The sequence below is a fragment of the Pseudarthrobacter xylosi genome (assembly GCF_055412765.1).
In genome coordinates this window covers 55,683-68,890 of record NZ_JBVAYT010000002.1, presented here as the reverse complement: position 1 = coordinate 68,890, position 13,208 = coordinate 55,683, and the positions used below count along the sequence as shown (strand labels likewise).

General features: G+C 65.8%; 12 protein-coding genes and 2 riboswitches. Of the genes, 2 read left to right on the top strand and 10 right to left on the bottom strand.

The annotated features are described in order from the left end of the window. Positions 1–143 precede the first annotated feature (143 nt). Positions 144–890, top strand: a complete 747-nt coding sequence (locus ACZY1F_RS04365; protein ID WP_463940459.1) for a hypothetical protein — start codon at positions 144–146, stop codon at positions 888–890. After that, complete coding sequence (locus tag ACZY1F_RS04360) at positions 887–1,624, top strand: hypothetical protein (RefSeq protein WP_463940458.1); 738 nt, start codon at positions 887–889, stop codon at positions 1,622–1,624. The genes ACZY1F_RS04365 and ACZY1F_RS04360 overlap by 4 nt, the downstream gene beginning before the upstream one ends. Positions 1,625–1,876: 252 nt before the next feature. Here the strand turns inward: ACZY1F_RS04360 and ACZY1F_RS04355 are convergent, their stop codons facing one another. From ACZY1F_RS04355 to ACZY1F_RS04310, 10 genes are all read right to left on the bottom strand, one after another. Beyond that, positions 1,877–4,912: an alpha-mannosidase gene (locus ACZY1F_RS04355; protein ID WP_463940457.1), complete on the bottom strand. Its 3,036-nt coding sequence runs from the start codon at positions 4,910–4,912 to the stop codon at positions 1,877–1,879. Between the two features lie 156 nt (positions 4,913–5,068). Beyond that, the gene (fdhD, locus tag ACZY1F_RS04350) at positions 5,069–5,983 is read right to left on the bottom strand and encodes a formate dehydrogenase accessory sulfurtransferase FdhD (RefSeq protein ID WP_463940456.1); all 915 of its coding nucleotides are present in this window, start codon (positions 5,981–5,983) and stop codon (positions 5,069–5,071) included. Positions 5,984–6,109: 126 nt separating this feature from the next. Continuing rightward, a complete protein-coding gene (locus ACZY1F_RS04345) occupies positions 6,110–7,501 on the bottom strand; it encodes a molybdopterin molybdotransferase MoeA (RefSeq protein ID WP_463940455.1) in 1,392 nt (463 codons plus the stop codon). Between the two features lie 10 nt (positions 7,502–7,511). After that, positions 7,512–7,805 carry a DUF6457 domain-containing protein gene (locus ACZY1F_RS04340; RefSeq protein ID WP_463940454.1) on the bottom strand — a complete coding sequence of 98 codons (294 nt, stop codon included), beginning with the start codon at positions 7,803–7,805 and terminating at the stop codon, positions 7,512–7,514. Further along, on the bottom strand, positions 7,802–8,524 hold the full coding sequence (gene mobA, locus ACZY1F_RS04335; RefSeq protein ID WP_463940453.1) for a molybdenum cofactor guanylyltransferase: 723 nt from the start codon (positions 8,522–8,524) through the stop codon (positions 7,802–7,804). Before mobA ends, ACZY1F_RS04340 begins: the two co-directional genes overlap by 4 nt. Positions 8,525–8,619: 95 nt before the next feature. Beyond that, the gene (locus tag ACZY1F_RS04330; protein WP_463916402.1) at positions 8,620–9,120 is read right to left on the bottom strand and encodes an HNH endonuclease; all 501 of its coding nucleotides are present in this window, start codon (positions 9,118–9,120) and stop codon (positions 8,620–8,622) included. Between the two features lie 235 nt (positions 9,121–9,355). After that, entirely contained in the window at positions 9,356–10,108 is a 753-nt protein-coding gene (locus ACZY1F_RS04325) for an NlpC/P60 family protein (protein ID WP_463940452.1), read from the bottom strand. Between the two features lie 133 nt (positions 10,109–10,241). Beyond that, a complete protein-coding gene (locus ACZY1F_RS04320) occupies positions 10,242–10,913 on the bottom strand; it encodes a C40 family peptidase (protein ID WP_463941124.1) in 672 nt (223 codons plus the stop codon). 70 nt (positions 10,914–10,983) lie between these two features. Beyond that, positions 10,984–11,146, bottom strand: a riboswitch (cyclic di-AMP (ydaO/yuaA leader). Between the two features lie 148 nt (positions 11,147–11,294). After that, a complete protein-coding gene (locus ACZY1F_RS04315) occupies positions 11,295–12,119 on the bottom strand; it encodes a M23 family metallopeptidase (protein ID WP_463940451.1) in 825 nt (274 codons plus the stop codon). A gap of 3 nt (positions 12,120–12,122) precedes the next feature. Then, positions 12,123–12,357, bottom strand: a riboswitch (cyclic di-AMP (ydaO/yuaA leader). Positions 12,358–12,496: 139 nt separating this feature from the next. Further along, a complete protein-coding gene (locus ACZY1F_RS04310) occupies positions 12,497–13,192 on the bottom strand; it encodes an iron-dependent transcriptional repressor DtxR (RefSeq protein ID WP_463940450.1) in 696 nt (231 codons plus the stop codon). Between the last annotated feature and the right edge of the window lie 16 nt (positions 13,193–13,208).

Here is a 13,208-nt window from a genome sequence, read left to right as displayed (position 1 = left end):
GAGCCCGCTGGTCCGGACTTGGGGGGTGTACGGACCAACGGGCTCGACCATCAAGCATAGTCGAATCGGGATGCTGCACCAAACCGCCTGCGCAAGAACAGGCTAAAATCAAAAGGCAATCATCCGTTCAGCAGAGAGCCGATATGCCTATTCCTGCCAAAGCGTTCCAGCGCTGGCTGCACGGCATCGCCCCGCACACGAGCACGTCAGACATCTGCCGGGTGTCCGGCATCAAGCGCACCACGCTGGCCCAGCAGCTTGTCCGGGGCAAGGTGGCAGAGGCAACAGTGGTCAGCATCAGCCGGGCGTACAACGTCAACCCCGTCTCGGCGCTGGCGTCGTTCGACGCTTACAGCCAGCTCGCGGACACTCGACCGCCCATCGGGTCCGAACTGGTCAGCCAGATCTCCACCCCGGACCTCCTACGGGCAATTCTGGCCCGCTCCGCCGCGGACCCGGGCGGTGTGCCGACAGCCGAGGCGCCGGCCGGTTCGTCTGCGTTGGAGCCGGCCCCGCACGCCACCTCGGTCAAGAACTGGGTGGAAGCCATCGACGACGGCGAACTGCGGCACCGGGTCTCTGCCGCCACCGGCATCGCCCCGCAGAACTACTCGGCACAACTGACCGCAAACCGGCTGGCTCCCGAACTGGCGGTTGCCACTTCCGTTGCCGCCGGCGTCGGCCCTGCCAGCGGCCTGGTGGCCACCGGGCTGATCACGGAGGCGGAGGCCGGCTGGCCTCCCGGAGCCCGGCTCGCCGCGCTCGACAGCCTGTCCGACGGCGAGCTGACCACGCTGGCCGGCGACAGGCTGCAGACTCTCGGCAGGGCCCTCCGCCGGCAGGAACATGATCACGAGACAACCGAAAAGATTTGGGAGAACCTGGGATGATCGAAATCCTGCAGTGGTCCACGCTGACCGTCTGTGGTCTGGTGGCCATCGCGCGTGTTCCCAGTGCCGTGCGGGGGAAGAACAGGACGATCTTCTACATCTTTACGCTGATGACGCTCGCCACCCTGCTCAGCATCCGGGGGCCGTACCTTGCCATTGACCAGGCGCTCGGCGGGGTTAACGTGGCGAACCTCCTGCTCCGTTTTGTCATCTTCGCCGCTATTTTCTGCGTGGGCATGCGCGTCACCAAGGGCTTTGGAGCCAACGACGCCTACCGGCTGCTCACCGGACGGATCGGGATGGCTGTCCTGGGCCTGACTTCCCTGACCGTGCTTGGTGTGTTCCTGATGATGGACACCGGCGGCTCAACCGTGGGATTGGTTGCCGTGGCAGGCCAGGATGACAAAGATCGGGACCTGGTCCAGTACTACGGGTCCGCTGGCCGCACCTATCCGGCCTACGTTTCGCTGGTCCTGCTGCCGGCCATGGTGCGCGCGGTCCGCAGTACGCTGCCCACCCTGGTTCGCATCGCCGCCTTCCTGCTTGGCACAGGCTCGGTGGCCATCACGCTATCGCTGCTCTTCCCCTTCTATCCGCCCAACTGGGGAGCGGCGACATTCCTGATCAATTACACCGCAATTCTTTGCTTTGTTGTTGGCCTGGCTTTGATCGCGGTGGCCAGGCTCCGGCACGGGCGGGGCGGCCCTCGGTCAAGGACTTCTACTGCAAAGTAGCCTTCACACTTTCACAAAATCATTAGACATGGCACAATCATGAATGTGTGAAGTTAGGTGCCGGTGTTCGCGAACGGGGATAGATTCCCGGACGCCGGGCCTGTTGAGTCTTTGCATCCTTTGGGGGGATGAGTGGTGGCGGGCCGTTGGGGACCGCCCCCACTCAGCCATTTAACGGCCAGGTACCCTTACTGCTCCGCCCGAGTGCTGACTCACCCAAGTGCTGGCGGAACAGCTGCATCCATGCCGCACCTACCGCGCGAACCTCAGGGTCACCAGCTGGAATGGGCGCAGCGAAAGGTCCACTGATTGCTCTCCTGCGGCAGTGCTGACCCCCGGGGCGTCGGTGGCCCGCTCCAGCAGATCCGTGGCCTGGACGGCTGTGACCGGGAAGTTGGCCCTGAGCACGCCTGCGGACCGCTGCCCCAAGGACTCGTAGAGGCGGACCACAACATCGCCTGAAGCGTCCTCGGCAAGCTTGACCGCCTCGATGACGATGGCGGGGTTGTCCACGGCGAACAGCGGCTCCACGCCGTGGGCGCCCTTCACCAGCCGGGGTGCAAGGTTGGTGCGGTACCCCTCCTCCACGGCTTCGGCGATTCCGGCGCCGGGGCGGATGGTCACAATCAGTTCCTGGCGGCCGCGGTCCGCCGTCGGGTCCGGAAACTTCGGTGCGCGCAACAGCGAGAGACGCACCGAAGTGGTAGTCCCGCCGTCGGAATCGCGCACGCTCCTGGTGACATCGTGTCCGTAGGTGGCAGCGTTGGAAATCGCGACACCGTAGCCGGGTTCGGCCACATGGATCCAGCGGTGCGCGCAGATCTCGAACTTGGCGGCTTCCCAAGAGGTGTTGACGTGGGTGGGACGGAAGACATGGCCGAACTGGGTCTCCGACGCGGAGCGGTCCGCTCTAACGTCCAGCGGGAAGCCCAGCTTGAGCAGTTTCTCGCTCTCCTGCCACTCAACAGTGGTGGTGATGGTGAGGGAGCCGCTGCCGGCATCCAGACTGATCCGTTGGGTGAGCGGTGACGAGCCGGCAACCCGGTCAACCACCACAACGGCACTGGTTCCGGCATGCTCCAGCCGGATGGCCTGCGCCGCAGTGAGGGCCGTGACGTTGCGGCGGTAGAACTCATCGATGTCCCAGGCGTCCCACTGGTTGGGCGTGTCCCGGTGGAGTTCCAGCAGGTTGCCGCGGGCACCTGGAGCGATGGCTTCGCGTCCAGTGGCGTAGTCGGTCAGGGAGGCAAGCAGGCCATCGGCATCCAGGACCGCCCTGATGATGCCGTTGTCCAGCACATAACCGCCATCCACAGCGGTTGCCTGAACCGACTGGCCGGTCGCCGAAAGCTCCGCGGCCGCCAACGCTGGAACCCCGTTGCGCGCGTGCGGTGCGGCGTTGAGCAGGAAGGTCTGCGACCCCTCGCCGAGGAGCGCGGCCGCTGCCTGCCCAATCAGGGTTTCGAGGCTGGCGCTGATGGCGGCGTAGTTACGTTCCGCGTCCTGGTGGACCCAGGCAATGGAACTGCCGGGCAGGATGTCGTGGAACTGCTGCAGGAGCACCAGCCGCCAGAGTCGCTTCAGCTCTGCTGCCGGGTACTCGAACGAACCGGGGCTGCGGACGGCAGCGGTGGCGCACCATAGTTCGGCCTCGCGGAGCAGGTGTTCGCTGCGCCGGTTGCCGCGTTTGGTCTGGGCCTGGCTGGTGTACGTGCCGCGGTGGAGCTCCAGGTACATCTCCCCCACCCAGACGGGCAGGGAGGGGTACTCTTCCTCAGCCTGTGCGAAGAAACTCTCGGCGGAACCCACACGGACTTTAGGCGAACCTTCGAGGTCCGCGGTGCGGCTGGCGGCCGCCAGCATTTCCCGCGTGGGTCCGCCGCCGCCGTCGCCGTAGCCGAACGGGACAAGCGAGGTATTGCCGCGCCCGTGGTCGCGGAAATTCCGTTCGGCGTGCGCCAGTTCGCGTCCGCTGAGCTCGGCGTTGTAGGTGTCAACGGGCGGGAAGTGCGTGAACAGCCGGGTGCCGTCGATGCCTTCCCAGTTGAAGGTATGGTGCGGCATGCGGTTGACCTGGTTCCACGAGATCTTCTGCGTCAGGAACCAGCGGCTGCCCGCCGACTTGACGATCTGCGGCAGGGCCGCGGAATAGCCGAAGGAATCCGGAAGCCAGGCTTCGCGGCATTCGACGCCGAACTCGTCGAGGAAGAAGTTCTTGCCCTCAATGAACTGCCGGGCCATGGCCTCGCCGCCGGGCATGTTGGTGTCCGACTCGACCCACATGCCTCCCACCGGGACGAACTGCCCGGCCTTGACCTTTTCCCGGATCCGGCTGAAAAGCTCCGGGTAGAACTCCTTCATCCAGGCCAACTGCTGGGCTGACGAGCAGGAAAACACAAAGCCCGGATCCTCATCCATCAGCGCCACCACGTTGGAGAACGTCCGGGCACATTTGCGGATGGTTTCACGCACCGGCCAGAGCCAGGCGGAATCGATGTGGGCGTGGCCCGTAGCCACCAATTGATGGGCGGAAGCGTAGGCGGGCCTGGACAGGACTTCGGCCAAGGTTGCCCGCCCGGCGGCGGCGGTGCCTGGGACGTCGTCGGGATCCATCTGGTCCATCATCCGTTCCAGCGCACGGAGGATCTCATGGCGCCGCGGCTGCTCCGGGGAGAGTTCGTGCATGAGCCCGGCGAGGGTCCAGATGTCCTGCTGGAGTTCCCAGACGGTCTGGTTGAGTTCGGCGATGGCGATCCTGCCCAGCCGGTACTGCGGCGCCGTTCCTGCTGTTGCCTTATCCCCGTAGGGTGTGGCGGCGAAGGTCCAGCCCTGTGCCATGTCCGGGTTGGCGGCCGCCTCAACGTAGAAGTCAACGGACATGCCGCTGCCCAGGAGCTTCAGCGGAATGTACTGGTTCCGGGGCGAAATCGCCTTGATGATGGTGCCGTCAGGTCGCCAGGCGATTCCCTCGCACTGGAATCCGGGGGCCTCGTTGATGAAGCCAAGGTCCACCACGATTTCGACGGCAGTGTCCGGGCCGGTGCCCCAGGCCTCCGGGACGTCGCCCTGCAGGCGCAGCCACTTGGTCCCCCACGGCTTGCCCCAGGCAGCACCGTGTTCCTGCGGCTCGAAGCGATTCCGCAGCGCATCCAGCACGGACACCGGTTCGCCGGGCGCATCCCAGCTGCTTAGGTTCAGCGGAACGGTGCGGGCGTAAACCGCGGGAATGATCCGCTCGCGGACAAACCGGTCCAGGCGGACTTCGGTGATCCGGCGGTCGTCATGCAATGTAAACCCTCTTAGTGCTTGAACTGGAGTACTCAAAGCCGGACCAAACGCGTCCAATCGATGGATAAAATCTACCGGCTAGTAGCTCAATAACCAAGCGTCACGGGAAATCTCCGCCGAAGGTGCCGGCGCCGTTTTATCCCGGCGCGTTCGCGCTTAACTTGGCCGGGTCCGCCCCGGAGCATCGCCAGCAACGCCAGCAGGAACCGGCGCTGCTGGCAGCGTGATCCTGCCATGCCCGGCGTAGATATTCAGGCTCGTGCCCCGGCTGAATCCTGCCAGGGTCATGCCGCTGGCCTCCGCCAGCTCCACAGCAAGGCTCGATGGTGCACTCACTGCCGCCAGTACGGGAATTCCCGCCAACGCTGCTTTCTGCACGAGTTCGAACGATGCGCGGCCCGAGACCTGCAGGACCAGCCCGGTCAGCGGAAGCAACCGCTCCCGCAGGGCCCAGCCCACTACCTTGTCCACGGCATTGTGGCGTCCCACGTCCTCGCGGAGGCACAAGAGCTGCACGCCGCCGTCGTCAGTTATGCGGAAGAGGCCCGCGGCGTGCACTCCGCCGGTGACGTCAAAAACGTCCTGGGCTTCGCGGAGCCGTCCGGGAAGGGAAGCCAGCACGTCGGCGGGCACGGTCAAAGGATCCGCCGCCGGGCTGAAATGGGAAGACTTGCGCACTGCCTCAATCGAGTCCGTGCCGCAGATACCGCAGGAACTTGAGGTGAAGACGTTCCGTCCCTTCGCCGGGAGTTCGACGTCGGGCCGCAGCTGGGCCTCCACCACATTGAACGTCTGGACGCCGTCTTCGTCTTCGCCGGCGCAGAACCGCAACGACACGAGGTGCTCGGGCGCCCAGATGATCCCCTCGGACACCAGGAAGCCGGCCACCAGGTCAAAGTCGTCCCCGGGAGTCCGCATGGTCACCGAAAACGACAGCGAACCGATCCGGATTTCCAGCGGCTCTTCGACGGCGAGGACGTCCTCGCGGTGGCGGACCGGGAACTCAAGGGCACTGGGCGAGCCATCCAAAACATACTTGTGCACCTTGCGGCGCTGCGTCACGCGCCCCATCAGCGAACCTCCGGACTGTCTCGAAGGGCCCCGTGGACGTTCCGGACCTGCCGGCTGGCGCTGTTCATGGGTCCATCATTGCACCACTGGCCGGGCCGCGGCGTACGGGATTCCGCAGCACGTCGCTTATCCCAGCAGTGCACTCCAGTCCACCGGGCCGGCGGGCTTCGCAGCGTCCTTGCCAGCTGCCCGGGTGGCCGGCTTCGCGGCGGGCCGGCCCTTGGGCTTGGTACCCGGCTCCGTGGGCGCGGGCACGGGCGGCCCCCACGGCAATGCGAACGCCGGGACTGGTTCGCCCAGCTGTACCCCATGCGGCGGAACAACCAGCACTCCGTGCGCCGACGCCAGTCCGCGCATCATCCCGGGACCTGCGTGCTTGGCCGGTGACGCCATCCCGTACAGAAGCCGGAAGGGCATCAGCCTGGTCCGTCCCGGCTCAGGCTCGATGGTAGTCCCGCACGGGACCTCCTGCACCGGCGGCATACTGCCGTGGCCCAGCGCCGCCAGCAGCGGTTCGCCCACCGTGGACAGTGCCATCATGGCCGCCAGCGGGTTTCCGGGGAGACCCAGGACAAATCGACCGTCGGGGAGCTCGGCCAGGACAGCCGGATGGCCGGGGCGCATGGCGATGCCGTCAATAACCAGCCGCCCGCCCAGTTCCGCCACGGCCCGGCGGAGGTGGTCGGTATCTGAGACGCCCGTACCGCCGGTGGTGATCACGACGTCGGCTGGCAGCGCGGAGGGGTCCGGCACCTCGGGTGGGAGGTCCGCCAGTCCGTCCAGCCACTCAGCGTAAGAGTCGCCGATCCGTTCCTGGCCGCCGTTGATGCCGCCGAGCATTCCCACAACGGCCGCGAGCTGCGGACCGAAGGTGTCCCGGACCTGTCCTGGGACCGGCAGCCCCTGGGCAACAACTTCGGAGCCGGTCAGCAGGAGTTTAACCACGGGCTTGCCCTGGACCAGCAGGTCATCGTGCCCGGCCAGGGCCGCCACCGCCAGATGGGCCGGGTTCAGTGTTACGCCGGCTTTGACCAGCACCTCTCCCGCGGCGGCTTCTTCGCCGGCCTTCCTGATGTGCTGGCCGTTCCCGGGCTCGCCGGGGCGGGCGGTGCCGCCGGTCATCAGCAGCGGAAGGCCGTCGTCGTCCGTTCCAAGCACGGCAGCTTCGCTGCGCAGGACAGCTTTAGCACCGGGCGGGATCAGTCCGCCGGTGACGATGGGGCTGGCCTGGTGGGGTGCCAGCCGCTGGCCGGGTTCTGCCACGATCCAGGGACCAGTGCCGTTGACGGCCCAGCCGTCCATCGCCGATGACGCGTAGTGCGGCATGTCGTGCAACGCAGTGATGTCGCTGGCCAGGACCCTGCCCAGGGCCTGGCCCAGGGGAACCTGGCCGGGCGGAATCGGCGTGGCGATATCAAAAGCGGCCTTGCGCGCCTCATCCCAGGTGTGGGCGAGGTGCTTTGACGGGGCTGACTGCTGCTCAGGATTTTCGGATACGTCGCCGGTGGCGGCGGTCACTGAACGGGAGTCATTCGACGGGGGTCCCGGCGGATTCGGCGTCATAGTCAGCAGCCAGGCTGCGGGCACGGTCCATGGCAGCGGTCATGGCGGCGCCGTTCGAGGCCTGTCCCGATCCCGCAGCCAGGCCCGCGGCGAATCCGGCAATAAAAGTGGTGAGCGGGGCAGCCGGGCGGACCACTGAGTGGGCTGCCACGCCGGCCAGCGACAGAATGGTGTTGACGTCGATCTGGACGTCCTCCAGTTCATACGCCTGGAGCAAGGACCTGCACCACTCTTCCAGCGTCTCTTCCTGGCTTTTCACGCTCTGCCTCCCAAATCGTTCGCGGCCGTGTTGCCCCGGAGCCCGCTCAGGGGATCCGGACCGGCCACTCCAAGTGCGGCGGCATCGTCCCAGGTATCCACGTCTGCCGTGGAGCCGGCCGGAACGGCGACAAGCTGCACGTCCAGACTAGCAAGGAGTGCCCTCACCGACCCGTTGATTAAGCGTCCTGTGCTTTCCAGTTCTGCCACGGAACGTTGTAGCGCGGCTGTGCTATAAAAACCAATGAGCGGCTGGCGGCGGCCATCCTCCGAGACGGCCACCACGCCGTCCGGTTCCAGGCCCGCAGGACTGCCTGCGGCAGGTCCTGCGCCGGGCCCTCGTGAACGCAACGCAGCCTTCAGCGCCGCCACCGCCTGCCCTACGTTGGGCATATCGCAGGCCAGCACCAGCGTCAGCCCGGGACGGCTGCCGCCCGCAGCGGCCAGTGCCGCGAGCCCGGCCGCAATGGCAGCCGCGGGGCCGCTGAACGGAGGGTCCTCGCGGCAGCGCAGAAACCCGGCCGGGACCTCCCCGCCAGGCACTTCCGGGATATCCGGCCCGACCACTACGGCGGCTCCGGCACCCCCGGCAGCGGCCACCGAGCGGCGCAACAGGGAGTCGCCGTCGTACGTCAGGCTCTGTTTGGGCACGCCACCGAGCCGCGACGAACGGCCGCCGGCGAGGATGACGGCATCGAATTCGAGGGGGTCAGCGTCCACCCACCCAGCTTAACCGTGCAGGCCGGAATACTGCTCGGGGCTGCAATACTGCTCGGGGCCGGGATGCTGCGCGGGGCTGAAGCAGCGGCGCGAAATCAGGCAGCCCGTTCCGGCAGCAGGAATGGATCCCAGGCCGGCGTTGGCTTCTCAAGTTCCTTGATCTGCCAGATGGTGCCGTGCGGCGGTTCCGGGACAAACCTGAGCTTCCAGCCCATTTCAGCCGGGGTGTGATCGCCCTTGCTGTTGTTGCAGCGGAGGCACGCGGCCACCAGGTTTTCCCAGGAGTCGGCGCCGCCACGTGATTTGGGCTGGACATGGTCGATTGTGTGGGCCCCTTTGCCGCAATAAGCGCAGCGGTGGCCGTCCCGCCGCAGGACGCCGCGGCGGCTGACAGCGGTGCTCTGGTTGTATCTGGGGCGGATGTAGCGGTTCAGGAGTATCACGGACGGGCGGCCCATAATCTCCTGGGGCCCCACCACAGGGTCATCGCCTTCGGCAATAACGCTGGCCTTGCCCGTGAGCACAAGCACCAGCGCCCGGCGGAAGGTGACTACCGCCAGCGGTTCATATCCAGCATTCAGAACGAGAGTGCGCATGCACGTACCTCTTTGTGGCCGCACCCGTCAGGGGCACGAGGGCCGGCTGCCCCCGGCATATCCGGGCTATGGATCGACACCACAAGAGTAAACAAAGAATCCCGGGATCAACTAATCCGGAAGTATCCGGGATCCCGTGTCGGGCCTGGCCGCCCGTCCGGATTTGTGCGACAGCCCGCAGACAGCAAAGGACCCCCGCCGTGAGGCGGGGGTCCTTTGAACACTCAAGCAGCTGCTAGGACACGCGGATGAAAACCGGTCCTGAACCAACATTGGCGCTGAATACAACGGTCTGGTTGCCGTTGTAACCGCCGTGGACTGCCTGGCCGTTGCCCGCGTACACGGCAATGTGGGCCATGCCCGCGCCGCCGTCTGCGTAGTAGATCAGGTCGCCGGGCTGGGCCTCGGCGGCGCTCACGGTCTTACCCAGGGACAGGTAGCCGGCGGGCCAGCCGTGGTAGTTGATGCCCACGGCGGCCAGGGCGTTGGTCACCAGCATGGTGCAGTCCTGGCTGACGCCGAGCTGCGCGTACGCAGCGGACAGGATGGCAGCACCCTTGCCGCTGGCAGCGACGGGAGCCGAGGGAGCGGCAGGGGTTGCCGACGCTACCTTGATAGTGGCCGCGGCCTTGGCCGGAGCTGGAGCCGGAGCTTCAACAACCGGCTCGGGAGCCTCAACCGGAGCCGGAGTGGTGGTCACGGCCGGCTTCTCGTAGGAGATGGCAATGGTGGAAGCAGCGGAAATAATGGCCGGGGCCGAAACCTCAACCTCAAGGTTCGAAGCGGAAGCACCTTCGTGCTGCACTCCGGTGTCTGCCGCGTTCGCAGCGATACCACTGGTCAGGACAAGGCCGGAAGCGGCAGCGATAACCGCGGCCTGACGGCCCATGCCGCCGGCGTTGTCGCCGACAGCCTTGGCAATGACAGCCAGCGAGTTGGTCTTGGCGACCTCGGCGCGGTGCCGTGCAACAGTTGCACGTGTAGTCATTAATTTCTCTCTTTCGTTTTCCTCAGGACCGCGTGGGCAGCACGAGGGCTTTGGACGCGCCGGCATCTTGGGGGTACGCCGGCACGCCCCGAACGGGGATTTAGCGAAAAGTTTCCAGCGAAGTGCGGTTCTTCTACTTCATGGTGTAGAAGGATCCGCCGCCTGTGGAGGCCACGGAGTGCAGCAGCGTGCCCTGTGACGGGTTAAGTGCGCTGATCATCATGCCGTTGCCGACGTAAATGCCAACGTGGGCGCCGCCATTCTGCATGACCAGGTCACCGGGAGCCGGTGTGGCGGTGGGCCGCATGGCTGTCCAGGCATTGGTGCGGGGAATGCTGATGCCGGCCTGGGCGTAGACCCACTGCGTAAAGCCTGAGCAGTCCCAGCCATTGGGAGTGGTGCCGCCCCAAACGTAGGGGTGGCCGATACCGGTGTAGGCAAGTGCTGCCAGACCCGAAGCGGCAGCGGAGGAGACAGTGTCAGCGAGCTTGGAGGCCGCGGCCTCGGTTGCGGCAGCACCCTGAGCCCCGGTTTCGGAGGCCGTGGACTGCGCACGAACCGTCTCAACCTTCGGTGCCGGCGTGGTCTTGATCACGGGGCGCTCGAAGGAAACGGTAGCCGTGGGCGCCGCAGTTACGGCGAGTGCCGTCTGCGCGGAACCGGACTCGGTAGAGGCGGAAACGCCGGCGGTGGTATCCGCGGCGTTGGCCGGAAGCCCCATGCTCAGGATCAGACCTGATGCAGCTGCGATAACGGCAGCCTGGCGACCTACGGTCCCGGCATTAGCACTGACTGCCTTGGACACGGAGTCCAAGGGGTTGGTGCGAACCGGTTGTGCGCGGTGGCGCGCAGAATTATGGCGTGAAGACACGAAGGTAGCCTCTCCCAATGCCTACGAGGTGAGCTGTCGGATTCGGATGGGAGTCACCCGGCCACGCTGCTTCACAGTGGAAGCTTTGCGACTTAACCCCAAGGCCTTCAGAATCGAAGACCAAAATTGGTTCCCCCGCCCCTGCCAGACGATGTCATGCGAACGGACCTTGAGCGGTGGCAGAGCTAGGCAATCCACTCAAGAACGTCAACTTCGGAAAAGTTGACGCGCTTTAGACGTTACAGGAGTTCCTGGCCAATGTCACATTCAGGTCACGGCACGTCGCTGCGATCCGAGAGTTTGCCATCATTTGAGTCAGAGCCAGCCGGTGGGGTCGACGACTTCGCCGTTGATCTGGACCTCGAAGTGGAGGTGGCAGCCCGTGGACGCGCCCGTGGTGCCACTGAGGGCAATTACGTCGCCGCGGCTGACCGTCTGGCCTACCTTGACGCTGGCGGACGAGAGGTGGTTGTACGTGGTTTCAAGGCCGTTGCCATGATCCACCACCACGCGGTTGCCGCCACCATACTGGTGCCAGCCGACGAAGGTCACGGTGCCGCTGGCAGCGGCCATGACGGAGGTTCCGCACTGTGCCACGTAATCCTGGCCACGGTGGAAGTCGCCGGTGCCGCCGGTGATGGGGCTGACCCGGAATCCGAAGGGTGAGGCCGTAACCAGCTGGGCCAGCGGCGAGCCCAGGCTTCCGGCCGAGGCGGCGCGGGTAATGGATCCCGCGGACTGGGCGCTCAGCAGCTGCTTCAGCTTGCCGTCGGGATCACCCTGGGTAACCACTGATGAGCGGCTGAAGTCAATTTGGGCGGCGGCTTCGGCGGTAACTTCGGGCTGCGGGGCGGCGGAAACGGACGACGCCGGCTGGCCGGGCGCCGGGGTGGCCATCACGGGGCCGGTCACGGGAACCGTCACCGTGAGAGCCAGGCCTGTTGCTGCCAAGGCGATGCCGGCCTTCTGGCCGAGGCCACTGGCAGCGGCGAAATCCGTCATCTGCCGGAAGGGTCCCCGGCGGCGGCGTGCTTCCCGCTGTGGGTCGCGGGGCCTTTCCGCGGTGAAATCCTCGGCCACTCTGGGCGCCGAAGCGGGACCCGCCGCGCGACGGCGGCCCCTGGAGTATTGCGTGGTCAAGAATGTTCCTCTCTGGGTAGCCTGCGAAGTTAGCTGTCGGATTCGGGTCAGAGAGTTCAAAGACCCGGTCCGCCGTGACAAGCACTTGGCGCAGAGATATCCCGTGAGGATCCTTCGCTGGAAGAGGCTTGCTGCTGACGGACTTCACCCCAAGGCAGTCTCGCGACTGCCGGTTGTGGTTCCCCCGCCTCTGCCAGTTGGTGACTCGTGCACCTGATCCGCTGGCAGAGCTCGGCTTCGGATCAGGTAACGCTTTTGTATCGACGCTGAGTTTCAACTATAGGTGATTAAGTTGGACAGTAACAATTCCGTTATCTTTGCGGAACGAGTCGTCATTGCGCTATCCCGCGGCCCCACGCGGGGGGACCGCCGTCCCGTCAGCGGACGGAAACGAAGACGTGCGATGCCACTTCCGGGGGCAGCTCGAGCGCCCCTTCTATGCCCGGAACCCGCACGGAGATGTACTCCCCCACGCGTTCCAGGGACACCGAGGCACCTGGCCTGATTCCGCCCTCGTCCAGCTGGACCAGCAGCTCAGGTTCCACCTGGATGGGCTCGGCCAACCGGCTGACCGTCACGTTCGACGCCGGCCCGTAGCCCTGCATCGCATCCAGGAGATTAATCACAGCGGCGTCAGGCAGCGCGGACGCCGGCCCGCCCAGTGCGGCCAGCCCGGGGATGGGGTTGCCGTAGGGCGACTCGGTGGGGTGGTTGAGCAATTCGTAGATGCGCTGCTCAACGCGTTCACTCATCACGTGCTCCCAGCGGCACGCTTCATCGTGGACGTAGGCCCAGTCCAGGCCAATCACATCCGCAAGGAGCCGTTCGGCCAGCCTGTGCTTGCGCATCACTTCCGTGGCGCGTTTCCGCCCGGCTTCGGTCAGCTCCAGATGGCGGTCTCCGGAGACCACTACCAGTCCGTCGCGCTCCATCCGGCCGATGGTTTGGGACACCGTGGGGCCGGAATGCCGCAGCCGTTCGGCGATGCGTGCGCGAAGAGCAACGATGTTCTCTTCTTCAAGCTCCAAAATGGTCCGAAGATACATCTCCGTAGTATCGATCAGATCCGTCATCCAGCTCAGCTCCTCG

Excerpts from the sequence above, each read along its gene's own strand:
- ACZY1F_RS04325 (WP_463940452.1), bottom strand. The coding sequence starts at position 10,108 with ATGACTACACGTGCAACTGTTGCACGGCACCGCGCCGAGGTCGCCAAG.
- ACZY1F_RS04365 (WP_463940459.1), top strand. The coding sequence starts at position 144 with ATGCCTATTCCTGCCAAAGCGTTCCAGCGCTGGCTGCACGGCATCGCC.
- ACZY1F_RS04310 (WP_463940450.1), bottom strand. The coding sequence starts at position 13,192 with ATGACGGATCTGATCGATACTACGGAGATGTATCTTCGGACCATTTTG.
- ACZY1F_RS04330 (WP_463916402.1), bottom strand. The coding sequence starts at position 9,120 with ATGCGCACTCTCGTTCTGAATGCTGGATATGAACCGCTGGCGGTAGTC.
- fdhD (WP_463940456.1), bottom strand. The coding sequence starts at position 5,983 with ATGGGGCGCGTGACGCAGCGCCGCAAGGTGCACAAGTATGTTTTGGAT.
- ACZY1F_RS04360 (WP_463940458.1), top strand. The coding sequence starts at position 887 with ATGATCGAAATCCTGCAGTGGTCCACGCTGACCGTCTGTGGTCTGGTG.